Annotated in this window: 24 protein-coding genes; 13 read left to right on the plus strand and 11 right to left on the minus strand. The window is 60.4% G+C overall.

Annotation, left to right across the window (positions count from 1 at the left end):
- The first annotated feature begins 218 nt into the window (after positions 1-218).
- Complete coding sequence (locus ACORQT_RS08100) at positions 219-608, plus strand: inner membrane protein YbjM (protein ID WP_033642521.1); 390 nt, start codon at positions 219-221, stop codon at positions 606-608.
- Positions 609-647: 39 nt separating this feature from the next.
- Here the strand turns inward: ACORQT_RS08100 and ACORQT_RS08105 are convergent, their stop codons facing one another.
- A complete protein-coding gene (locus tag ACORQT_RS08105; RefSeq protein WP_004938676.1) occupies positions 648-911 on the minus strand; it encodes a GrxA family glutaredoxin in 264 nt (87 codons plus the stop codon).
- A gap of 230 nt (positions 912-1,141) precedes the next feature.
- On the opposite strand from ACORQT_RS08105, the gene ACORQT_RS08110 reads away from it, so the two are divergent.
- The 9 genes from ACORQT_RS08110 to rlmC all read left to right on the plus strand — a co-directional run bounded on the left by ACORQT_RS08110 (position 1,142) and on the right by rlmC (position 9,470).
- Positions 1,142-1,456 (plus strand): YbjC family protein, encoded by a 315-nt coding sequence (locus ACORQT_RS08110; protein WP_042784084.1) that lies wholly within the window; start codon positions 1,142-1,144, stop codon positions 1,454-1,456.
- Between the two features lie 56 nt (positions 1,457-1,512).
- Positions 1,513-2,415: a 30S ribosomal protein S6--L-glutamate ligase gene (gene rimK / locus ACORQT_RS08115; protein ID WP_033642523.1), complete on the plus strand. Its 903-nt coding sequence runs from the start codon at positions 1,513-1,515 to the stop codon at positions 2,413-2,415.
- Positions 2,416-2,551: 136 nt separating this feature from the next.
- The gene (locus ACORQT_RS08120) at positions 2,552-3,031 is read left to right on the plus strand and encodes a YbjN domain-containing protein (RefSeq protein ID WP_004938666.1); all 480 of its coding nucleotides are present in this window, start codon (positions 2,552-2,554) and stop codon (positions 3,029-3,031) included.
- Positions 3,032-3,437: 406 nt separating this feature from the next.
- Positions 3,438-4,547: a spermidine/putrescine ABC transporter substrate-binding protein PotF gene (gene potF, locus ACORQT_RS08125; protein WP_033642524.1), complete on the plus strand. Its 1,110-nt coding sequence runs from the start codon at positions 3,438-3,440 to the stop codon at positions 4,545-4,547.
- A 120-nt stretch (positions 4,548-4,667) separates the two neighbouring features.
- Positions 4,668-5,801, plus strand: a complete 1,134-nt coding sequence (gene potG / locus ACORQT_RS08130; RefSeq protein ID WP_004938650.1) for a putrescine ABC transporter ATP-binding subunit PotG — start codon at positions 4,668-4,670, stop codon at positions 5,799-5,801.
- 24 nt (positions 5,802-5,825) lie between these two features.
- Positions 5,826-6,788: a putrescine ABC transporter permease PotH gene (potH, locus tag ACORQT_RS08135; RefSeq protein ID WP_042784087.1), complete on the plus strand. Its 963-nt coding sequence runs from the start codon at positions 5,826-5,828 to the stop codon at positions 6,786-6,788.
- Positions 6,785-7,630, plus strand: a complete 846-nt coding sequence (potI, locus tag ACORQT_RS08140; protein ID WP_042784088.1) for a putrescine ABC transporter permease PotI — start codon at positions 6,785-6,787, stop codon at positions 7,628-7,630. The genes potH and potI overlap by 4 nt, the downstream gene beginning before the upstream one ends.
- 161 nt (positions 7,631-7,791) lie before the next feature.
- Positions 7,792-8,271, plus strand: a complete 480-nt coding sequence (locus ACORQT_RS08145; RefSeq protein WP_047024958.1) for a YbjO family protein — start codon at positions 7,792-7,794, stop codon at positions 8,269-8,271.
- A gap of 68 nt (positions 8,272-8,339) precedes the next feature.
- Positions 8,340-9,470: a 23S rRNA (uracil(747)-C(5))-methyltransferase RlmC gene (gene rlmC / locus ACORQT_RS08150; protein ID WP_042784090.1), complete on the plus strand. Its 1,131-nt coding sequence runs from the start codon at positions 8,340-8,342 to the stop codon at positions 9,468-9,470.
- Between the two features lie 32 nt (positions 9,471-9,502).
- Here rlmC and artJ (ACORQT_RS08155) read toward each other — a convergent pair whose 3' ends face one another.
- From artJ (ACORQT_RS08155) to ACORQT_RS08180, 6 genes are all read right to left on the minus strand, one after another.
- Complete coding sequence (gene artJ, locus ACORQT_RS08155; RefSeq protein WP_015377297.1) at positions 9,503-10,237, minus strand: arginine ABC transporter substrate-binding protein; 735 nt, start codon at positions 10,235-10,237, stop codon at positions 9,503-9,505.
- A gap of 199 nt (positions 10,238-10,436) precedes the next feature.
- Positions 10,437-11,105, minus strand: a complete 669-nt coding sequence (gene artM / locus ACORQT_RS08160) for an arginine ABC transporter permease ArtM (protein WP_033650651.1) — start codon at positions 11,103-11,105, stop codon at positions 10,437-10,439.
- Positions 11,105-11,821: an arginine ABC transporter permease ArtQ gene (gene artQ / locus ACORQT_RS08165; RefSeq protein WP_042784091.1), complete on the minus strand. Its 717-nt coding sequence runs from the start codon at positions 11,819-11,821 to the stop codon at positions 11,105-11,107. Before artQ ends, artM begins: the two co-directional genes overlap by 1 nt.
- A 9-nt stretch (positions 11,822-11,830) precedes the next feature.
- The gene (gene artJ / locus ACORQT_RS08170; protein WP_033642533.1) at positions 11,831-12,562 is read right to left on the minus strand and encodes an arginine ABC transporter substrate-binding protein; all 732 of its coding nucleotides are present in this window, start codon (positions 12,560-12,562) and stop codon (positions 11,831-11,833) included.
- Positions 12,563-12,594: 32 nt separating this feature from the next.
- The gene (gene artP / locus ACORQT_RS08175; protein ID WP_089192582.1) at positions 12,595-13,323 is read right to left on the minus strand and encodes an arginine ABC transporter ATP-binding protein ArtP; all 729 of its coding nucleotides are present in this window, start codon (positions 13,321-13,323) and stop codon (positions 12,595-12,597) included.
- A 264-nt stretch (positions 13,324-13,587) separates the two neighbouring features.
- Positions 13,588-14,130 carry a lipoprotein gene (locus ACORQT_RS08180; protein WP_033642535.1) on the minus strand — a complete coding sequence of 181 codons (543 nt, stop codon included), beginning with the start codon at positions 14,128-14,130 and terminating at the stop codon, positions 13,588-13,590.
- 159 nt (positions 14,131-14,289) lie between these two features.
- Here ACORQT_RS08180 and ACORQT_RS08185 point away from each other — a divergent pair, with 159 nt between their 5' ends.
- Positions 14,290-14,613 (plus strand): heavy metal-binding domain-containing protein, encoded by a 324-nt coding sequence (locus ACORQT_RS08185; RefSeq protein WP_004928400.1) that lies wholly within the window; start codon positions 14,290-14,292, stop codon positions 14,611-14,613.
- A 48-nt stretch (positions 14,614-14,661) separates the two neighbouring features.
- On the opposite strand, the gene ACORQT_RS08190 is transcribed toward ACORQT_RS08185, so the two are convergent.
- Positions 14,662-16,188: a DUF3300 domain-containing protein gene (locus tag ACORQT_RS08190; RefSeq protein WP_444859355.1), complete on the minus strand. Its 1,527-nt coding sequence runs from the start codon at positions 16,186-16,188 to the stop codon at positions 14,662-14,664.
- Positions 16,189-16,375: 187 nt separating this feature from the next.
- Between ACORQT_RS08190 and ACORQT_RS08195 the strand changes: the two genes are divergently transcribed.
- Complete coding sequence (locus ACORQT_RS08195) at positions 16,376-17,212, plus strand: N-acetylmuramoyl-L-alanine amidase (RefSeq protein ID WP_444859356.1); 837 nt, start codon at positions 16,376-16,378, stop codon at positions 17,210-17,212.
- Here ACORQT_RS08195 and ACORQT_RS08200 read toward each other — a convergent pair whose 3' ends face one another.
- Both ACORQT_RS08200 and ACORQT_RS08205 read right to left on the minus strand, forming a co-directional pair.
- Positions 17,213-18,223, minus strand: coding sequence for an NAD-dependent epimerase/dehydratase family protein (locus tag ACORQT_RS08200; RefSeq protein ID WP_004928393.1), 1,011 nt, complete (start codon positions 18,221-18,223; stop codon positions 17,213-17,215). It abuts the gene before it with no gap.
- Positions 18,224-18,381: 158 nt separating this feature from the next.
- Positions 18,382-19,821 (minus strand): DUF2867 domain-containing protein, encoded by a 1,440-nt coding sequence (locus tag ACORQT_RS08205; protein ID WP_164057330.1) that lies wholly within the window; start codon positions 19,819-19,821, stop codon positions 18,382-18,384.
- Positions 19,822-19,971: 150 nt separating this feature from the next.
- Between ACORQT_RS08205 and ACORQT_RS08210 the strand changes: the two genes are divergently transcribed.
- Positions 19,972-20,319 carry a DUF1294 domain-containing protein gene (locus tag ACORQT_RS08210; protein WP_033642539.1) on the plus strand — a complete coding sequence of 116 codons (348 nt, stop codon included), beginning with the start codon at positions 19,972-19,974 and terminating at the stop codon, positions 20,317-20,319.
- Here the strand turns inward: ACORQT_RS08210 and ACORQT_RS08215 are convergent, their stop codons facing one another.
- Positions 20,320-21,147, minus strand: a complete 828-nt coding sequence (locus ACORQT_RS08215; protein ID WP_089191446.1) for a MurR/RpiR family transcriptional regulator — start codon at positions 21,145-21,147, stop codon at positions 20,320-20,322.
- Between the last annotated feature and the right edge of the window lie 19 nt (positions 21,148-21,166).

Genomic DNA, 21,166 nt, shown 5'->3' on the forward strand with positions numbered 1-21,166 from the left:
TCATAAATCACCACCAGCAGAAAGCGAAGCGAACCATCGTTCGGCGGCGTTCATTCTAGACGCTATGACCGATGACAGCCAGCACAGAAAGCTGATTTCCTGCGCCGCCGTGCGCATTTAACTCTCTTTTGACCAAGGAAAAAATTCGGTTCAGCGTCACCTGACGGGTGGCCGGGCTGATTTCTATTGATGCGGTAATTGGGCGGGGGAGAATTCGCATGACGAGTTATCGATATTGGCTGGGCATTCTCAGCTGTTTTCTGTTGTTCAACCTGGTGTTTCTCGGCCAGCAAACCGGCCTGTTCGGCAGCACGGATCATGAGCACCACGGGGAAACCGGCCTGCTGCTGTTTGTGATCCCCGGCGCGATCGCCAGCTATCTGTCGAGCCGCAAGCGGCTGCTGTGTCCGCTGCTGGGGGCGCTTTATGCCTTGCCGCTCTGCCTGCTGATCCGTCACTTCTGGCTGACGCCGTCCTATTCGTTCTGGCAGGAGCTGGCTTACGCCACCAGCGCGGTGTTCTGGTGCGTGTTCGGCGCGATGCTGATGCTGTTCGCCCTCGGTCTGTTGCACACGCTCCAGCAGCTGCATCGGCGGCAGCGGCAATAAAAAAAGGCGCGTTAAGCGCCTTTTTTGTCGTTCAAAAACTTACTGGAACAGGTTCAGGTGTTCTTTAGCGTAAGCTTCGAAATCGGTGCAACCGCCGATGTGCTTCTCGTCCAGGAAGATCTGCGGAACGGTTTCAACCGGTTTACCGACGGTTTTTTCCAGATCGGCCTTGGTGATGCCTTCCGCGTGGATGTCAACGTAACGGAAGTTGAAATCGTCGCGTTCTTCAGTCAGTTTTTCCGCCAGTTCTTTAGCGCGGACACAATAAGGACAGCCAGGACGCCCGAAGATTACTGCAAACATGCAACGCTCCTTAATTGGATTTTCAAAAAATTGTTCGCTACCGCAACGACATCCCGTCACCGAAAAAGTCATTACCTGCGTCAGATGGCGCCTACTATGCCCGTTGAGGCGGTGAAAAAAAAGCAGGAATTACCTGTTAATCTGATTCATGTAACCAATTAGTCTGCCGGGGCTGTCGTCGTCGACGGGAATTCACTACACTGGGGGCAGACCTTCTGGAGAAGAAAAATATGCGTTCATTCGGTGACTTACCGCGCCCAGTGCTGGTGTTGGAAGGGCTGGGCATCGTGATGCTGGTATTGGCCTACCTCAGCATTCACGGGCACCTGCAGCTGCCGGGCTGGCTGGCGTCGCAGCAGGCGGCGGTCGGCATGATTTTCCTCGGCGTGGCGCTGATGGTGCCGGCGGCGGCGTTTCTGGTATGGCGCGTGGTGCAGGGGTTCGGGCCGCTGATGCGCGGCGGCCTGCCGCCGGAAAACGATCGCCGCAAGCCGCAAGATACGGACGTATCGAAAAATCATCAGGACAGCGATCCGCGCGCCTGAGCGCCGCGGCCGCTAACCCGCCTGCGGGGCAGGCGTTGGCCTTTTTGGGGTGACGAGTGAAAATTGCCATTCTTTCTCGCGACGGATCGCTCTATTCGTGCAAGCGGCTGCGTGAAGCGGCGGAAGATCGCGGGCACAGCATCGATATCATCGATCCGCTTTCCTGTTATATGAACATCAACCCGGCGGCGCCGACCATTCACTATCGCGGCCGTCAGTTGGAGCGTTATGACGCGGTGATCCCGCGCATCGGTTCCGCCATCACCTTTTACGGCACCGCGGTGCTGCGCCAATTCGAGCTGCTTGGCAGCTACCCGCTCAACGAATCCGTGGCCATTACCCGCGCCCGCGACAAGCTGCGTTCGCTGCAACTGTTGGCCCGGCAGGGTATCGATCTGCCGATCACCGGTTTCGCCCATTCACCGGACGATACCGGCGATCTGATCGAACTGGTCGGCGGCGCGCCGCTGGTGGTCAAGCTGGTGGAAGGCACGCAGGGCATCGGGGTGGTGCTGGCGGAAACTCGCCAGGCGGCGGAAAGCGTGATCGACGCCTTTCGCGGCCTGAACGCCCATATTCTGGTGCAGGAGTACGTGCGCGAAGCGCAGGGCCGCGACGTGCGCTGCCTGGTGGTGGGCGGCCGGGTGGTGGCCGCCATCGAGCGGCAGGCGAAGCCCGGCGAGTTTCGTTCCAACCTGCACCGTGGCGGCAGCGCCCGCAAAGTGACCATCACCGCCAGGGAGCGGGCGATTGCGGTCAAAGCGGCGAACACGCTGGGGCTGGACGTCGCCGGGGTGGATATCCTGCGCGCCGAGCGCGGCCCGCTGGTGATGGAGGTCAACGCCTCACCGGGGCTGGAAGGGGTGGAAACCACTACCGGGCTGGACATTGCCGGCATGATGATCGAATACATCGAGCAGCGCGGCCGGCCGGGGTTCCGCCTGAAATCGGGCGGCTGACGGTACGCGCGTTGCGCTTTTCCCGCCGAGCAATATCTTAATTAGTGAATTAAGCCGCATTGATCGTGGCGTATCGGGTGAATATTCCGTAAGCTATGCGCCTTTTCGCGTTTTGAATATTGTGAGGCTGGTTATTATGGATTCACTCATTGTCCCCGATTTGGCGCTGTTGCGGCGCTGGCTGGATCAGTCGGGCATTTCTTTCTTTGAGTGCGATTCCTGCCAGGCGCTGCACCTGCCGCACATGCAGAACTTCGACGGCGTGTTCGACGCCAAGATAGATCTGGTGGACAACGTCATTCTGTTCTCCGCGCTGGCCGAGGTGAAGCCGACCGCGCTGATCCCGCTGGTGGCGGATCTGAGCCAGATCAACGCCAGCTCGCTGACCATCAAGGCCTTTGTCGACATTCAGGACGACAACCTGCCGAAGCTGATCGTCTGCCAGTCGCTGAGCGTGGCGGTCGGCATCACCTACGAGCAGTTCACCCACTTCATGCAGCAGGGCGAAGAGCAGGTCTCGATGGTGATCCTCGAGGCGCGGGCGAACGATCTGCTGTTTATGGGGGACGAAGAAGAGATCCCCGCTGGCGCCGTGCGTCAGCCGATGCTGCACTGATCCTCGCTGTACCTTAAGCATGCCGTCGCTCCGGCGGCATGCTGCCGTGATTCCCCTCCGCAATTAAATATTCTGCACTTTGGCCTCTGTCGCCCGATCTTTCTCGGCTTTTACGCCGTTAATGCCGTATCACATAGAGAAAAATTGCATAAAAAATCGATAAATGGCGTTTTTTACCCTGGGGGCTGGCGGGTTGCGATGGCAGCGGCTATGCTGCTGATTCTGCAAAGGGCTTGCGATTTCCCTTGTAACCACGCGAGCAGGGCAGTGCAAAAAGGCGCATGCAATCATATGCATAGCCATTCATTTCGCGGTTGCAACGATTGCGCTCAATCAGGAAAGGTTTTGTATCGCTGCAGATACAAGTTCAATTCTATGATTTACCCTGTTTTGGAGGAAGTTACGGATGGTCACCCAACGTAAAAAGTGGTTATCGGGTGTGGTTGCCGGTCTGTTGATGGCCGCGTCCGTCACGGCGTCAGCCGAAGAGAAAACGCTGCACGTGTATAACTGGTCCGACTATATCGCGCCGGATACCCTGGCCAAATTCCAGAAAGAAACCGGTATCAAAGTGGTGTACGACGTCTTTGACTCCAACGAAGTGTTGGAAGGCAAACTGATGGCGGGCAGCACCGGTTACGATTTGGTGGTCCCTTCATCCAACTTCCTCGAGCGTCAGTCGCAGGCCGGCATTTTCGAGCCGCTCGACAAGAGCAAGATCCCCAACTACAAAAATCTCGATCCCGAGATGCTGAAGCTGGTGGCGCATAACGACAAAGACAACAAATACGGCATCCCTTACATGATGGTGACCACCGGCATCGGCTATAACGTCGACAAGGTGAAAGCGGCGTTGGGCAAAGACGCGCCGGTCAACAGCTGGGATCTGATCTTCAAGCCGGAAAACCTGGAGAAGCTCAAGAGCTGCGGCGTCTCCTTCCTCGATGCGCCGAGCGAGGTCTACGCCACCGTGCTGCATTATCTGGGCAAAGATCCCAACAGCACCAACGCGGCGGACTACACCGGCGCGGCCAACGATCTGCTGCTGAAGCTGCGGCCGAACATCCGCTATTTCCACTCTTCTCAGTACATCAACGATCTGGCGAACGGTGACATCTGCGTGGCGATCGGTTGGTCTGGCGACGTGATGCAGGCGGCCAACCGCGCCAAAGAGGCGAAGAACGGCGTGAATGTGGCCTATGCGATCCCGAAAGAGGGGGCGCTGACCTACTTTGACATGTTCGCCATGCCGGCGGACGCCAAAAGCAAGGACGCCGCCTACCAGTTCCTGAACTTCCTGCTGAAGCCGGACGTGATGGCGGACATCAGTAACCACATTTACTACGCCAATGCGGTGAAAGATTCCACGCCGCTGGTGAACGCCGAAGTGCGCGATAACCCGAACGTCTATCCGCCGGCCGATTTGCGCGCCAAGCTGTTCACGCTCAACGTGCAGTCGCCGAAGCTGGACCGTGTCATTACCCGCGCATGGACTAAAGTTAAAAGCGGGAAGTGATGATGGGGGAGCCCCCCATCGTCGGTAAACCGGCAGGCGGGTGTTCCCCGCCTGCATTGCCGTTTTGGGCCACGGCGCTCGCCGTGGTTTTGTGCCGCTTTACGCCGGAGAGCACCCCGATTGAACGACGCTATTCCTCGTCCTCAAGCCAAGTCGCAGAAGGTTTTCACCCCTCTGCTGGAAATCCGTAACCTCACCAAAACCTTCGACGGGCAGAATGCGGTCGAAGACGTCAGCCTCACCATCTATAAGGGTGAGATCTTTGCGCTGCTTGGCCCGTCCGGCTGCGGCAAGTCCACCTTGCTGCGCATGCTGGCCGGTTTTGAACAGCCGACGGAAGGGCAGATCGTGCTCGACGGGCAGGATATGTCGCATGTGCCGCCGTACCAGCGGCCGATCAATATGATGTTTCAGTCGTACGCGCTGTTCCCGCACATGACCGTGGAGCAGAATATCGCGTTTGGCCTTAAGCAGGACAAAATGCCGCGGGCGGAGATCGCCGAACGGGTGGCGGAAATGCTGGCGCTGGTGCACATGCAGGAGTATGCCAAGCGCAAACCGCACCAGCTTTCCGGCGGCCAACGGCAGCGGGTGGCGCTGGCGCGCAGCCTGGCCAAGCGGCCGAAGCTGCTGCTGCTGGATGAACCCATGGGCGCGCTGGACAAGAAGTTGCGCGACCGCATGCAGCTGGAAGTGACCGACATTCTCGAGCGCGTCGGCGTGACCTGCGTGATGGTGACGCACGATCAGGAAGAAGCGATGACCATGGCGGGGCGCATCGCCATCATGAACCGCGGCAAGTTCGTGCAGATCGGCGAGCCGGAAGAGATCTACGAGCATCCGAACAGCCGCTTCAGCGCCGAATTTATCGGTTCGGTCAACGTCTTCGACTGCGTGCTGCAAGAGCGCCACGACGATGCGCTGATCCTGCAAAGCCCGGGGCTGCGCCATGCGATCAAAGTGGATCCGGACGCCTCGGTGGTGGACGGCGTGCCGATCCAGGTCGCGCTGCGGCCGGAAAAGATCCTGCTGTGCGAACAAGTGCCGGAAGACGGCTGCAACTTCGCGGTGGGGGAAGTGGCGCACATTTCCTATCTGGGCGATCTGTCCATCTACCACGTGAAGCTGCACAGCGGGCAGATCATCAGCGCCCAGCTGCAAAACGGCCATCGTTTCCGCAAGGGGATGCCCACCTGGGGCGATGAAGTGCGTCTATGTTGGGAAACCGACAGCTGCGTCGTGTTGACGGTGTAGTGGATCCGGTGAGGAGTAACCCGTATGACCCTGCTTTCTGAACGCGCGCCGGAACCGCCGGCCAAAGCGCCTGGTGCCCTCAGGGCGCTGTTCCATCGCCTGCTGATGGCCCATGGCCGCAAGCTGGTGATCGCGCTGCCGTATTTATGGCTGACGCTGCTGTTTATGCTGCCTTTCCTGATCGTGTTCAAGATCAGCCTGGCAGAGTTGGCGATGGCGGTGCCGCCTTACACCGAGCTGATGAGCTGGGTGGACGGCAAACTGAACATCGCGCTCAACTTCGCCAACTACCTGCAGCTGACCGACGATCCGCTGTATATCGACGCCTATCTGCAGTCGCTGCGCGTGGCGGCGGTTTCGACGTTGTGTTGCCTGATCATCGGCTATCCGCTGGCCTGGGCGGTGGCCCACAGCAAGGCGTCGACCCGCAACATCCTGCTGTTGCTGGTGATCCTGCCTTCCTGGACCTCGTTCCTGATCCGCGTCTATGCCTGGATGGGCATTCTGAAAAACAACGGCACGCTGAACAACTTTCTGATGTGGTTAGGGGTGATCGACCAGCCGCTGGTGATCCTGCACACCAACCTGGCGGTGTATATCGGCATCGTCTATTCCTACCTGCCGTTTATGGTGTTGCCGATCTACACGGCGCTGATCCGGTTGGATTACTCGCTGGTGGAGGCGTCGCTGGATCTGGGCGCCCGGCCGCTGAAAACCTTTTTCAGCGTGATCGTGCCGCTGACGCGCGGCGGCATCATCGCCGGCTCGATGCTGGTGTTCATTCCGGCGGTGGGGGAGTTCGTGATCCCGGAGCTGCTCGGCGGGCCGGACAGCATCATGATCGGCCGCGTGCTGTGGCAGGAGTTTTTCAATAACCGCGACTGGCCGGTGGCCTCGGCGGTCGCCACCATCATGCTGCTGTTGCTGATCGTGCCAATATTGTGGTTCCACAAGCACCAGAACAAGGAAATGGGAGGCCAGGCATGAACAACTTGCCGGTAGTGCGTTCACCGTGGCGCATCGCCATCCTGACTGTCGGCTTTACCTTCCTGTATGCGCCGATGCTGATGCTGGTGATTTACTCCTTCAACAGCTCCAAGCTGGTGACGGTGTGGGCCGGCTGGTCCACGCGCTGGTATAGCGAACTGTTCCACGATTCGGCGATGATTAGCGCGGTGGGGCTCAGCCTGACCATCGCCGCCGCCGCCGCCACTGCCGCGGTGGTGCTGGGCGCCATCGCCGCGGTGGTGATGGTGCGTTTCGGCCGTTTTCGCGGCTCGACCGGCTTCGCGTTTATGCTGACCGCGCCGCTGGTGATGCCGGACGTGATCACCGGCCTGTCGTTGCTGCTGCTGTTCGTGGCGATGGGGCACGCCTTCGGTTGGCCGTCGGAACGCGGCATGTTCACCATTTGGCTGGCGCATGTCACCTTCTGTACCGCTTATGTGGCGGTGGTGATCAGTTCGCGCTTGCGCGAGGTGGATCGCTCAATTGAAGAGGCGGCGATGGACCTGGGGGCGCCGCCGCTGAAGGTGTTTTTCGTCATCACCTTGCCGATGATTGCGCCGGCGCTGATCTCCGGCTGGATGCTGGCGTTTACCCTGTCGCTGGACGATCTGGTGATCGCCAGTTTCGTCTCCGGCCCGGGCGCCACCACGTTGCCGATGCTGGTGTTCTCCAGCGTGCGCATGGGGGTGAATCCGGAAATTAACGCGCTGGCCAGCCTGATCCTGCTGGTGGTGGGCATTCTCGGCCTGATCGCCTGGTGGTTTATGGCGCGCTCGGAAAAACAACGATCGCGTGAATTGCAGCGGGCGGCCCGTAGCTGAATCGTAACAAACCTGCTATTTTTGCAATCAATAAGTATTGCAACTAACTACCTGACTTTACATGCGCCATTTGAATGGCTCCAATGAATTTCACACTGCCGCCAACAACGCGGCAATGTGAAAGGCGTAGGGGCAGTGGCGCGTCGTAGCGGAACACGGATATGTCAGACATGCTGAAAAGCGGGCAGGGAATAAGATCGACTTCGGATGCGCCGGTGCCGGTGATGGTGGCGGGCACCGCCATGGTGGCGATCAAGTGTATCAGCGTGGTGCTGCTGCTGGGCGAGCTGGGCGTCGACGGCGCGAAGGAGTTTGTCAGCACCAGCGCGCAGGCGTGGGATTCCACCTTTATCTTTCTGGCCGGGCTGATGCTGCTGTGCCTGCAAATCAGCTGCGGTTTTGCGGTGATGCGCGGCCGCAACTGGGGGCGCTGGGGCTACGTGGCCTGTCAGTGCATCGTGGTGCTTTACCTGCTGCTGGCCACCATCGGCAGCGTCTTCCCCGAGGTGTTCACCGTGGAGGGGGAAACCAGCGGCCAAATCCTGCACGTTCTGATCCTGCAAAAGATCCCCGACGCGGTGATCCTGGCGTTGCTGTTCGTCCCCACCGCCAGCCGCCGCTTCTTCACCGCGCGCAAGTGAGATTTTAGGCGCGCGGAGTGGTAAACTCTGCGCCCTTAATTCGTCATCCTGAACTTCACGGTATCTTCATGCATTGCGCTTTGTATACGGCGGGCACCTGCCGTTCCTGTCAGTGGTTGGAAAAGCCCTATCCGCAGCAGCTGGCCGACAAACAGCATCACCTGCAATCGCTGCTGGCCGGGCGCGATGTCGCGCAGTGGCTGCAGCCGGCGGCGGGGGAGCTGAGCGCATTTCGCAATAAAGCCAAGATGGTGGTCAGCGGCAGCGTGGAGCGCCCGCTGCTCGGCATGCTGCACCGCGACGGCACGCCGGTCGATCTGAGCGACTGCCCGCTGTATCCCGCCGGCTTTGCGCCGATGTTTGCGGTGCTGAAAAGCTTCATCGCCCGCGCCGGCCTGACGCCGTATAACGTGGCGCGCAAACGCGGCGAGCTGAAATACCTGCTGCTGACCGAAAGCACGCTCGACGACGGCGTGATGCTGCGCTTCGTGCTGCGCTCGGAAACCAAGCTGGCGCAGCTGCGCGCCGCGCTGCCGTGGCTGCAGCAACAGCTGCCGCAGCTCAAGGTGATCTCCGCCAATATTCAGCCGGTGCATATGGCGATCATGGAAGGGGAGCGCGAGATCGCGCTGACCGATCAGCAGGCGCTGGAGGAACAGTTCAATCAGGTGCCGCTGTTCATCCGCCCGCAAAGCTTCTTCCAAACCAACCCGCAGGTGGCCGCCGATTTGTATGCCACCGCCCGCGACTGGGTGCGCGCGCTGGGTATCGACAGCATGTGGGATCTGTTTTGCGGCGTCGGCGGTTTCGGTCTGCACTGCGCGCAGCCGCAAACTCGCCTGACCGGCATCGAAATCAGCGCGGAAGCGATCGCCTGCGCGCGCCAGTCGGCGCAGCGATTGGGGTTGCTGCAGGTCGACTTTCAGGCGCTCGATTCCACCCGCTTCGCCACCGCCGAAGGGCAGGTGCCGCAGCTGGTGTTGGTCAACCCGCCGCGGCGCGGCATCGGCCAGGCGCTGTGCGATTATTTGAGCCGGATGGCGCCGGATTACATTCTGTATTCCAGCTGCAACGCCGAGAGCATGGCGAAAGATATCGAGATGTTGCCGGGATACCGCATCGAACGGGTGCAGCTGTTCGATATGTTCCCGCATACCGCGCACTACGAAGTGTTGACGCTGTTGGTGCGGCGCTTATAAAACATAAGGCCCGGTTATCCGGGCCTTATTGCTTATTGCGGGAACCATTTGTCGTTGATGGCCTTGTAGGTGCCGTCGGCCTTGATGGCGTCCAGCGCGGCGTTCAGCTTGGCCAGCAGCGCCTGATTGTCCGGGCGCACCGCGATGCCGAGGCCGGTGCCGAAGTATTGCGCATCGGTGATATGTTCGCCGACCGGCGCCAGCTGCGGGTTGGTTTTGAGCCACTCGTTCACTACGGCGGTATCGCCGAAGACGCCGTCAATACGGCCGTTTTTCAGCTCCAGAATAGCGTTCTGGTAGCTGTCGTAAGAGACGGTGTTAATCTCCGGGTGCTTGTCCTGCATGTATTTCTGGTGGGTGGTGCCGTTTTCCATGCCGAGCTTTTTGCCTTTCAGATCCGCCAGCGAGCTGAACTTGCCTTTTTGCGCGATCACAATCGCCGAGTTGGCATAGTAAGGTTGGGTGAAGGCGACCTGTTTGCTGCGCTCCGGCGTGATATCCATACCGGAAATCACCGCATCGTATTTTTTGAATTTCAGCGCGGCGATCAGGCTGTCGAACGCCTGGTTGGTGAAAGTGCACTGCGCCTGCATCTGTTTGCACAACGCGTTGGCCAAGTCGATATCGAAGCCGACGATCTGGTTGTTGGCGTCCAGCGATTCGAACGGCGGATAGGTGGCGGAGGCGGCGAAGCGGATAGTCTCGGCCGCGGTGGCGTTAAAGGTCATTCCGGCCAACATCGTCGCGGCAAGCAGCAGTTTTTTCATGCGTAGAGCTCCTGTCTGGATCCTGAAAGTGATTATTTCGCTATCGTTTGTTTTTACTGGTAATCGCCAGAGGTTTTTGCGAGGACACCTGCTGATAACCCTGCCACTGAGTGAATTAAAATGCAATATAAATGATTAAATATTGCAGTGGGGATAAAAAAAGCCCCGCGCAATGGCGGGGCTGGAGAGGGGGATGGCTTCAGTTGCGGCGCTCAAACGCCAACGCGCGGCGCTCCACCAGCCGCATCAGCAGCGTTAGCAGGCCGTTGACGCACAGGTACACCAGACCTGCGGCGCCGAACACCATCACGTCGTAGGTGCGGCCGTACATCAGCTGGCTATAGCCCATCACTTCCATCAGCGTGATGGTGTAGGCCAGCGACGTGCTTTTGAACACCAGTACCACTTCGTTGGAGTAAGATGACAGCGCGCGCTTGAAGGCGAACGGCAGCAGAATGCGCAGCGTCTGCCGGCGCGACATGCCCAGCGCTTCGCACGACTGCCATTGTCCGGCGGGGATGGCGCGCACCGCGCCGTAGAACAGCTGCGTGGTATAGGCCGCGCTGTTCAGCGCCAGCGCAATCATCGCGCACAGCCAGGGCTGCGACAGCAGGTTCCACAGCCACGGGTAGTCGCGGATCGCCGGAAACTGACCGGGGCCGTAGTAGATCAGGAAGATCTGCACCAGCAGCGGCGTGCCGGTGAACAGCGTCACATAGGCCTTGACCAGCGGCGTCAGAACCGGCGTTTTCAGCGTCAGGATCACCGTCAGCAGCAGCGACAGCAGCAGCGCCACCAGCAACGCGGCGACGGTTAGCGTCAGGCTGGTATGCAACCCTTTAAGGATTTCCGGTAAATATTCAATCATCAGACCGGCCCCCGTTCAAACCGCGTGGCGCGCAGCTCAATGCACTTGATGACGTATTGGCTGAACAGCGTCACCAGCAGATAGATGGCCGCCGCGATCACGTACCAGGTAAAGGGTTCCTGGGTGCGGGTGGCGATGCTTTTGGTTTGCAACATCAGATCGTTCACGCTGATCAGCGACACCAGCGCGGTGTCTTTCAGCAGCACCAGCCACTGATTGCCGAGGCCGGGCAGGGCATGGCGCCACATCTGCGGCATGATCAGGCGAAAGAAGATCGCCGCTTTGCCGAGACCCAGCGCCTGGCCGGATTCCCACTGCCCCTGCGGTACCGCTTTGAGCGCGCCGCGCAGCGTCTGCGAGGCGTAGGCGGAATAGAGCAAGGCCAGGGCGATCACCCCGCACAGGAACGGGCTGACTTCGAAATTGTCGATCGCCAGCTGAATCGGCAACTGGAACAGACCGAGGTTAAGGGTAAAGCCGTCGGAGAGCATCAGCAGCAGCTGCGACGAGCCGAAATAGATAAACAGCACCACCAGGATTTCCGGCAGGCCGCGCAGCACGGTCACCCAGGCGGTGCCGAGCCAGCTGACGGCTTTCCAGCGGGACGATTCCCATACGGCGAACAGCATCGCCAGAATCAGCCCGAGGATCAGGGCGCAAACGGCAAGGCCGACGGTCATGCCGGCGGCGCTTGCTAAAGGTTGTAATTCATTCATCGGGGCGTATTACTGCTGGAACCATTTTTTGTAGATGGTTTCATAGGTCCCATCCTGCTTGATCTTGTCCAGAGCGGCGTTGAACTTGCCCTGCAGATCGGTATTTTTCTGGCGTACCGCGATGCCGAGGCCGGTGCCGAAGTAGTCTTTATCCGTTACTTTGGCGCCCACTGTCGCCAGCGCGTCATTCTGCTTCAGCCACTCGTTGACCACCGCGGTATCGCCGAACACCGCATCAACGCGGCCGTTCTTCAGATCCAAAATGGCGTTTTGGTAGCTGTCGTAAGGCACGGTGGTGATTTCCGGGTGCTTGTCGGTCAGGTATTTTTGGTGAGTGGTGCCGTTTTGCACGCCGACTTTCTTGCCTTTCAGCGCCGCCACGTCGGCGATTTTGCCTTTCTGCGCGATGAACAGCGCCGAGTTATCGTAGTACGGCTTGGTGAACAGCACCTGCTTTTCACGCTCCGGCGTAATGTCCATACCGGCCATGACCGCATCGAAACGCTTGAACTTCAGGCTTGGGATCAGGCTGTCGAACGCCTGATTGGTGAAGGTGCACTCGGCCTGCATCTCTTTGCACAGCGCGTTGGCCAGATCGACATCAAAACCCTGAATTTTGTTGCCGGCGTCAATAAATTCAAATGGAGGATAGGAGGCTTCGGTAGCGAAACGGATGGTTTCGGCTGCGGAGGCGGAAACGCTGATGCCGGCCAGAACGGCGGCGATTATTAGTTTTTTCATCGCAAACTCCCCAAATTACAGCAAGTTAATTGTTAGTGTGATAAGTAGTTGGCAAACTCGGTGGTCCGCGGCTGCGTGAAGTGGCTGCTGTCGCCTTGCTCCACCACATGGCCGTTTTCCATGTACACCACGCGGCTGGCGGTCTTGCGTGCCACTTCCACTTCGTGGGTGACGATCACCTGAGTGATGCCGGTGCCGGCCAGTTCGCGAATGATGCTGACGATCTGGGCGGTGATTTCCGGATCCAGCGCTGCGGTCGGTTCATCGAACAGCAGCACCTGCGGCTCCATCATCAGGGCGCGAGCGATCGCTACGCGCTGCTGCTGGCCGCCGGAAAGGTGCAGCGGAAAGCGATCGGCGAAGTCGGTCAGGCGCAGACGCTTGAGCAGCTTGTCGGCGCGCTCCATCGCCTGAGCCTTGGTCAGACCCAGCACGCGGCAAGGCGCTTCGATCAGGTTCTGGACCACGGTGAGGTGAGGCCACAGGTTGTATTGCTGGAAGACCATGCCGACATTTTGCCGCAGTTCGCGAATGGCTTTTTCGCCCGGCGCCTGCTTGAAATCGAATTGGTTGCCGGCGATCTTTAGCTGACCCGAACGCGGCATTTCCAGCAGGTTCAGCACCCGCAGCAATGAACTTTTCCCGGCGCCGCTTGGGCCAAGCAGCACCAGGGTTTCCCCGGCTGGACATTCCAGCGTGATGTCAAACAGCGCCTGGTGAGCGCCGTAATAGCAGTTGATACCGTTAAGTTGAATACTCATGCGCCAGAATTGAATAGACATTGATGCCGCAAATGTTAACTTCCACAGAATACTTATGCAATCTTTGTGCGTTAAAATTTATGAGTGTGCGGCGGGACAGTAAAAGATTAGCACAAGATACCGCGACTCAGGCCGAGGGAGGGGATTTGTGGCGCAGGCTGTGAGATCGGTAGCGAAATTTTTTCTATCGGACGAAATCTGAGCGGCGCAAGGGGAGACGGGAACGACCGACGCGGCGGGCCCGCGTCGGCCGGGGAGTGCGGGTTATCGGTTTTCCAGCACCTGACGCACGCTGCCGTTGGTGGCGTGCGCTGGAACATTCAGGTAGCGAATATCATCAACCACCCAGCAGGTGCCTTCGCGCACCATCAGCACTTCGTCTTGCCAGTTCACGGTACTGTTGGCGTCTTTCTGGTAGCTCAAGTCAACGCGCAGCGGGATGTTCTTCGCATCGGTGTTGGGAATGGTCGAGGCGCTGGCGACGGACGCGCTGCTTGGCCCTTGCGCGTTGCCGGAGAACAGATCGCCGGTTATCTGATGCTTGCCCGGATTTTGAGCGGCGCTGACCAGATCCTGATACAGCACTTTGCTCAGATAAGGCTGCAGCTGCGCCAGGCGGTTGCTGTCCGGCAGGCTGGAACCTTGCTGGATGCGCAGGTCATAGAACTTTTGCGCGACCGTATCCGGGCCGCCTTCCACACAGCTGCCGCTGCGGGTGCCGATATCCTTGTATGCCGGTTCCACCGTGGTACAGGCACTCAGCAACAGCGCTAAGGGTAAAACAGCCGCAATCGTTTTTGTTTTCATCTTATTACCTTATGTGAAAGTCTCTACCATGAAGACCGATAGCTTACAGTATAAATGCGTTTTTTAGCCTTGCATTCGTACTGCGTGCCATTGATTAAGCGAACATAATGTCAATCTTCTGGTCATAGATACTTTGAATTAATCAAACAAGGAATTCTGATGCAGCTTTCAACTACCCCGACCCTGGAAGGGTTCACCATCACCGAATACTGCGGCGTTGTGACCGGCGAAGCGATCCTCGGCGCCAACATTTTTCGTGATTTCTTCGCCGGCGTGCGCGATATCGTCGGCGGCCGCTCGGGCGCTTATGAGAAAGAGCTGCGCAAGGCGCGCTTGATCGCGTTCGAAGAGCTGGAAGATCAGGCGAAAGAGCTGGGCGCCAACGCGGTGGTCGGCATTGATATCGATTATGAAACTGTTGGTAAAGACGGCAGCATGCTGATGGTGACCGTCAGCGGCACCGCGGTGAAAGTCAGCCGCTAACGCCATTCTCGCGCCCTGGCCGTTCCGCCGGGGCGGCGTTCTCTTGCTTTACCCCACCTTGTGCTGCTCGACGATCGGGCGGTGCTCCTGCGGTTTTACCGGCGCCGGCTCCTGGCGATGCTGTATCGGCTGAACGAACGACGGGCGGATCTGCGGCGCCGGGACCGGATGCGGCATGACGCGTTCTTGCGGCATCGGCGTCGGGCGCACTACCGCCGGGTGCGGCGCTACGGCCGGTTCGTGTACCGCCGGCTGAACGACGTGCGGCGCGACCTGAACCGGTGGCCGCACGGCGGATTGATGCACCGGCGCGACGGCCGGCATCGGATGCGTCTGTACCGGCGCTGAATGCACGGCCATCGGCTGCTGCGCGTGGGGCGCCGCAGGCGCGGTATGCGTGAACGTCGGCATGCTCATCGGTTGCTGCACATGGGACGCGTTGACCGATTGTTGCACGTGCGGCGCGGCCGCTACCGGCTGGGTATGCGCAAAGTTCGGCATGGTCATCGGCGCATGGGCTGCAGGCGCGACGCGCGGCTGTTGCGGCGCCGCGTTCGGCGCCGATGCGTTGAAGCGCGGCGTCGGCGCGGCGGGGGACGTATTGTAGTTGTTCACCGTGCTGGTGCTGCTGCGATTCACATTGTTGACGTTGTTATATTGGTTGATGTTGGTGACGCGATTTACCACGGTGGTGGAGTGTGAGACATAGGGCGCATTGCGGTAGACCACCGGCTGGCGGCGATCGTCCCAGCGCATATCCCAGTTGTGCCAGCCGCTGTCGTGCTGGTTAAACAAGGTAGCCACCGCGATGCCGACGCCGAAGCTGATCACGCCGGCCGCCAGCATGTCGCCGCCGCTGTAGCCCGAGGGCTGATACTGATAGCTCGGATAGGCCGGGACCGGCGTGCCGTAGGCTTGCCAGGGATCGTAATGCGGGACGTAAACCGTATCCGGCTGGCTGGGTTCGATAACGATGGTCTCGCCCGGCGCCGCCACCACGCGCTGGCGATAGGGCTGCTGTTCGACATAACGCGTCGTCGGCGCCACGACGATGCGCTGCTGCGGAGTATTTTTCAGCGTGCCTTGGCTGGCCGCCCGTTGACGCATCACCTGAATGGCGTTCATCACGTCGGTGGGATCGTTCAGGTAGGCGCTGCCCAGGGCGGTGGTCCAGGGGATGTTTTTCGCCATTTGGTCGAGCACGTCGGGGAATTGCACCAGGCCGCGCACGCTGGGATCCCAGGGCTGAGCGTCGGCCGCTGAGCTGAGCGCCGCCGGTTGCAAGCCGCGGTTTTGCGCCAGCCAGGCATCCGCGGCGCTGATTTGGTCAGGATAGCCCGCGCCGGCCAACACCTGCGCCAGCAGCTTGTCGGGGAACAGCGCCACCGGGCTGACCAACTGGTACAGTTGATCGGCGCTCAGCGGCGTATAGGCCGGCGTACTTGCATTGGCGGCAGGAGCGGCCGGGGCTGGAACGTTGCCGCCCATCGCACCGGCGACTTTTTGCTGATCGCAACCGCTCAGCGGCAACATGGCGGCACAGAGCAACCAGGACAGATAGCGTGGCGTGAACATGTTCGACTCCGCTCTTTCAGCGCAGATGATACTTTGAGACTATCATGGGCGGGAGAGGCCGCCAGTCGGGAGAAACACTCGCTTGCACATCGGCGCTATCTGTCATTGTTTCTCGATGAGCGTGATGATTGGATACAGGTTAATCGCGTCGCGTTACATCTTTCACGGACGACAATCAGGAGGATAAGTGAAAATTTGGCCAGGGATCATCGCCGCCGCGCTGTTGGCGGGATGCCAAAATCCGCAGCAGGACACGCTCGTCGATCGTGGCTCTTACCAGCTCGAAACCTTGCATCAGGCGCAGGGCGCCGATCAGCGCATTCGGTTTCTGGTGATGCACTATACGGCGGAAGACTTTCATTCCTCGTTGAAAACGTTGACCGACGAACACGTCAGCGCACACTACCTGTTGCCGGCGCATCCGCAGCGCGAACACGGCAAACCGACGGTGTACCGGTTGGTGCCGGAGGCGATGCGCGCCTGGCATGCCGGCGTCAGCACCTGGCGCGGGCGCAGCAATCTCAACGACACCTCGATCGGCATTGAAATCGTCAACAAGGGTTTCACCCGCAGCATGCTGTTCACCCACTGGCAGCCCTACACGGCGGAACAGATCGCCGTGTTGATTCCGCTGAGCCGCGACATTATCCAACGCTATGGCATTCAGCCGCAGGACGTGGTGGGGCACAGCGACATCGCGCCGCAGCGCAAACAGGATCCCGGCCCGCTGTTCCCCTGGCGGCAACTGGCGCAGGCCGGCATCGGCGCCTGGCCGGACGAGGCAGACGTGCAGCGATTGCTGGCGGGGCGCGATCGCCATGCGCCGGTACCTATGGCGCCGCTGCTCGAAAAGCTGGCGCGTTACGGTTACGCGATCGACCCGTCGTGGGATGCGCGGCAGCAGCGCAACGTGCTGGCGGCGTTTCAGATGCATTTCCGGCCCGACGATGTTCGCGGCGAGCCGGATGCAGAGAGTGAGGCGATTATCGATGCGCTGCTGTTGAAGTACGGCGCGTGGCGTTGATTACAGGCCGTGCAGTTTGCCGTGATCTTTCAGCCAGCGGGCGGTGCGCGCGATGCCTTCTTCCAGCGAGACGATCGGCTGATAGCCCAGCTCTTGCTGCGCGCGGGTGGTATCGAGCGTGAGATCGAAGTTGAGTTTGGCGACGCCGTAATGGGTCAGCACCGGCTCCTTTTCGCTTTTGCTGCCCAGGCGCTCCATGCCGCGCGCCATCATGTCGAGCATCGGATAGGGGACGGAGCGGATGCGGCACTTCATGCCCAAATCGTCGATCAGCTGCTGCACCACGGTGCGAAGCGGGCGCGGCTGCTGGTTGGTGATGTTGTAGGCGCGGCCGGACGGCGTGTCTTCTTTTAGCGTCGCCAGCCACATGGCGTGCACCGCATTCTCCAGATAGGTCATGTCCACCATCGCCGCGCCGCCGCGCGGCAGCAGCAGGTTGCCGTAGCGTTTGATCATCTGCAGCAACCGCGGCAGCATCACCTTGTCGTGCGGCCCGAACAGGCCCTGCGGGCGCAAAATGGTGAAATGGGTCTGCGGATTGGACAGCGCCAATTGCTGGATCACCTGCTCGCCGGCGGCCTTGCTGCGCGCGAACTCGTTGGCGTAACGCTGCGGGCGAAAGTCTTCGGTTACGTTGCGGTGATGGTGGTAGTCGAAATAGATCGCCGGGGAAGAGATGTGAATGAACTGCGCCACGCCATAGGCTGCCGCCCATTCGCCGAGGCGGCGGGTGGCGCGGACGTTGGCTAGTTCGAAGGCTTCTTCGGTGCCCCAGGGCGAGGTAAAGCTGGAGCAGTGCCACAGCACATCGACGTCCGCCAGCATCGCTTTGGCCTGCGAAGAGATCAGGTTGGTGAGATCGGCATGAATGAACTCCGCGCCCATTTTTTCCAGCAGGCCGCCCATCGCCTGGTTACGACCGGTGGCGCGCACTTTGATGCCCTGGCGGCGCAGATATTCAACGGCGTTACGGCCTAACCCACTGGTTGCACCGGTGACCAATACCTTCATAACGGACTCTATTCTCACCCAAAATCGGAATACCGGCGGGCGCTTGCGGCGCTCCCAGCAAATAAGATGCCATTCTTCCGTGATTTCGTGCGCTATGCAATCGGAAAGCCCCGAAGCACAGCGGCAAACTGTGCGGTTGATCGACAAATGAACGGCATTCAGCGCTGTTGGCGGTCCAGGTTCTCGGCCAGCGTCGCGATGCGCTTCGCCATGCCGCGAAAAATGAACAGATGCGCGGGCATCATGGCGAACCAATACAGCAGCCCGCTGAAGCCGGCCGGATGCCACCAGGCGCGCACGTCCAGCGTGCGGCGATCGCCGCGATCGGTAATGGTGAAGCTCAGCCGCCCCAGCCCCGGCGCCTTCATGCCGAACAGCAGCGCCAGCTGCCGCAGCGGCTTCAGCGTGATGACTTTCCACCCGTCGATCTCGTCGCCCAGCGCCAGGGACGCGCGCGCCGGGCGGCCATAGACCACGCCGTTGCCGATCATGTCGTCCATGCGGGCGCGGATCCGCCACAGGATATTGGCGTAGAAATAGCCTTCCTCGCCCCCCAACTGCTGCACCGTTTGCCACAGCGCCTGGCTGGAGGCGGCGGTGTCGAGCGAACACCCCGCCTGTTTCGGGTAATAGCCGTAGCCGGGGCGCCAGCGGGCCCGCGCCGCCGGATCGTAGCCCCAGTCGGCGGAATCGACCACCTCCAGTTCGCGCTGCAGCGTGGCGGTGACCGCCTGATCGAAGGTGTGCAGACGTTGCGGGATCAGGGCCTGCAACGGTTTGCCGTCGGCGGGCAGATCGTGCTTCAGGCCCTGGATCAGCGCGCGCGCGATCGGCGTCGGCACCGAGGTGATCAGGCTGATGAACCACACTGAAATCAGCCGCGTCGGCAAGGGGATCGGGATCAGCCAGCGCCGCTTGCCGCTGATGGCGATAAAGCGTTGGAACATGTCCTGATAGCTGAGGTATTCCGGCCCGGCGACGTCAAAGATGCGGTGTTCTTGCGCCGGGTGCGCCAGCAGATCGGCCAGATAAACCAGCAGGTTTTCCAGCGCCACCGGCGAGGACTTCGAGCGCACCCAGCGCGGCGGCGTCAGCACCGGCAGGTTATAGACCATGTCGCGCATCACTTCGAACGCCGCCGAGCCGGGGCCGACGATGATGCCGGCGCGCAGCTCGGTCACCGGCACGCCGCTCTGGCGCAGGATCTCGCCGGTCAGGCGGCGTGCCGCCAGGTGCGGCGAACTGTCGTCGTTCGGCTGCAGCGCGCCGAGAAAGATCACCTGCTTGACGCCGGCATTGCGCAGCGCGTCGCGCAGGTTTTCCGCCGCCTGGCGTTCCTTCTCGATAAAGTCGTCGCCGTCGCCCATCGCGTGCACCAGATAGTAAAGCGTATCGATTTCCCACAGCGCCGCGCTCAGGGTTTCCGGGCGGTACAGATCGACATACAGGCAGTTGACCTGCGGCCAGTTCTGCTCCTGCAGCCACTCGATGCGCCGCGCGGCGGCGGTAATCTGGTGCCCCTGTTCGATCAGGTGCGGGATCAGGTTCTGGCCTATATAGCCGCTGGCTCCAAGAACCAGTACGCGTTGGGGTGTCATCGGACCGCCTTGTGCGGTAGAGGATTGGCAGAACGACAGGATGCCAAATTCAGGGTTTAAATGCACTTTTTGTATGGGTATAAGCCGGTTGCATCCGCCGCGGCGCGAGTTCACACTACGCGCCCCTTATCGCACGAAAAACCGAATGCCATGAAACTCAATGTGATTTGTTACGCCCTGCTGGGCCTGGCGCTGATCGCCAGCTTGTTCTCGCCGCATCCGGTGTGGATGTGGCTGCTGTCGGCCAACCTGCTGACGTTTCTGATCTACGGCGGCGATAAGCTGGCGGCGCGCAAGGGATGGCGACGGGTGCCGGAGACGACGCTGTTGCTGTTCGGTGCGCTGGGCGGTTGGTTGGGCGCGCTGCTGGCGCAGCAGCTGTTTCGCCACAAGACCCAGAAGCAGCCGTTTAAAACCTGGTTCATCCTCAGCGTGGCGCTCAATCTGGCGGCGGTGCTGGGGCTGTGGTACTGGGTTTACGGCCGCTGGATCTTCTGATTACAGCAGCAGCGGCAGAGTCGCGCTGGCGGTGGTCTGCATCGCCTGAGCGTAGGCGGGATCGCGCTGAGTCAGTTCGGCGATCATCAACTCCACCAGCAGCATGGCGCCGACCTTGGCCGGCAGGGCGCCAGCGGTCAGCGGCCCTTCCGGTTTGGCCGCCACCAGCAGCGTATCCGCCATCTTGGCCAGCGGGCTGCGTTGGGTATTGCTGACGGCGATCACGCGTGCACCGCGTCCTTTGGCCAATGTCACCGCATGCAGCACGTCCTTGGTTGAGCCGGAGCTGGAGATGACGATCAGCAGATCCCGTTCACTCAGCGAGGCTGCATTCATCGCCGCCCGATGCATGTCGCTGAACAGCTGCGCCGGTTTGCCGAGGCGCAACAGCTTGTAGTGCAGGAAGTCGCCGACGATGGCGCTGGCGGCGACGCCGTAAATCTGCACCGAAGCGCAACGTTGCAGGCTGTCCGCCGCCTGTTGCAGCGCCTGCGGATCCAACAGCGCGCCGGTATCCCGCAGCGCCTGTACGCTCTCTTCCACCAAATTTTCCGCCGCGCTTTGGCGCGTCGCCGCTTCCGGCTGGCTTTGTTGCAAGCTGAGGGCCAGCGCCATTTTAAATTCGGTATAGCCTTTGCAGCCGAGATGGCGGCATAGCCGCGTGACGCTGGCTTCGCTGGTGGCGCTTTCACGCGCCAGTTCGGTGATGGTCAGGTAAACGGCGCGGGAGGGCTCCGCAAGAAGATAGTTGCCGAGCTTTTGCAGCGTGGGGCTGTACTCCGCCAAATCCTGCCGCAGCCGCAATAACAAGTTGCCTGTATTCATCACGTTACCTTTCTGAGTATTC

Origin of the sequence: Serratia sp. (in: enterobacteria), assembly GCF_052400455.1 — a bacterium.
In the GTDB taxonomy this organism is placed as follows: Bacteria; Pseudomonadota; Gammaproteobacteria; order Enterobacterales; family Enterobacteriaceae; genus Serratia; species Serratia ureilytica.

What these genes read in the sequence shown, in the direction of transcription:
- ACORQT_RS08180 (WP_033642535.1), bottom strand. Translation starts at nt 14,130, where the DNA reads ATGAAAACAAAAACGATTGCGGCTGTTTTACCCTTAGCGCTGTTGCTG.
- artP (WP_089192582.1), bottom strand. Translation starts at nt 13,323, where the DNA reads ATGAGTATTCAACTTAACGGTATCAACTGCTATTACGGCGCTCACCAG.
- ACORQT_RS08185 (WP_004928400.1), top strand. Translation starts at nt 14,290, where the DNA reads ATGCAGCTTTCAACTACCCCGACCCTGGAAGGGTTCACCATCACCGAA.
- ACORQT_RS08190 (WP_444859355.1), bottom strand. Translation starts at nt 16,188, where the DNA reads ATGTTCACGCCACGCTATCTGTCCTGGTTGCTCTGTGCCGCCATGTTG.
- potF (WP_033642524.1), top strand. Translation starts at nt 3,438, where the DNA reads ATGGTCACCCAACGTAAAAAGTGGTTATCGGGTGTGGTTGCCGGTCTG.
- ACORQT_RS08120 (WP_004938666.1), top strand. Translation starts at nt 2,552, where the DNA reads ATGGATTCACTCATTGTCCCCGATTTGGCGCTGTTGCGGCGCTGGCTG.
- artJ (WP_033642533.1), bottom strand. Translation starts at nt 12,562, where the DNA reads ATGAAAAAACTAATAATCGCCGCCGTTCTGGCCGGCATCAGCGTTTCC.
- ACORQT_RS08110 (WP_042784084.1), top strand. Translation starts at nt 1,142, where the DNA reads ATGCGTTCATTCGGTGACTTACCGCGCCCAGTGCTGGTGTTGGAAGGG.
- ACORQT_RS08210 (WP_033642539.1), top strand. Translation starts at nt 19,972, where the DNA reads ATGAAACTCAATGTGATTTGTTACGCCCTGCTGGGCCTGGCGCTGATC.
- ACORQT_RS08200 (WP_004928393.1), bottom strand. Translation starts at nt 18,223, where the DNA reads ATGAAGGTATTGGTCACCGGTGCAACCAGTGGGTTAGGCCGTAACGCC.
- artJ (WP_015377297.1), bottom strand. Translation starts at nt 10,237, where the DNA reads ATGAAAAAACTGCTGCTTGCCGCGACGATGTTGGCCGGAATGACCTTT.
- ACORQT_RS08205 (WP_164057330.1), bottom strand. Translation starts at nt 19,821, where the DNA reads ATGACACCCCAACGCGTACTGGTTCTTGGAGCCAGCGGCTATATAGGC.
- ACORQT_RS08100 (WP_033642521.1), top strand. Translation starts at nt 219, where the DNA reads ATGACGAGTTATCGATATTGGCTGGGCATTCTCAGCTGTTTTCTGTTG.
- ACORQT_RS08105 (WP_004938676.1), bottom strand. Translation starts at nt 911, where the DNA reads ATGTTTGCAGTAATCTTCGGGCGTCCTGGCTGTCCTTATTGTGTCCGC.
- ACORQT_RS08145 (WP_047024958.1), top strand. Translation starts at nt 7,792, where the DNA reads ATGTCAGACATGCTGAAAAGCGGGCAGGGAATAAGATCGACTTCGGAT.
- rlmC (WP_042784090.1), top strand. Translation starts at nt 8,340, where the DNA reads ATGCATTGCGCTTTGTATACGGCGGGCACCTGCCGTTCCTGTCAGTGG.
- potH (WP_042784087.1), top strand. Translation starts at nt 5,826, where the DNA reads ATGACCCTGCTTTCTGAACGCGCGCCGGAACCGCCGGCCAAAGCGCCT.
- artQ (WP_042784091.1), bottom strand. Translation starts at nt 11,821, where the DNA reads ATGAATGAATTACAACCTTTAGCAAGCGCCGCCGGCATGACCGTCGGC.
- artM (WP_033650651.1), bottom strand. Translation starts at nt 11,105, where the DNA reads ATGATTGAATATTTACCGGAAATCCTTAAAGGGTTGCATACCAGCCTG.
- potI (WP_042784088.1), top strand. Translation starts at nt 6,785, where the DNA reads ATGAACAACTTGCCGGTAGTGCGTTCACCGTGGCGCATCGCCATCCTG.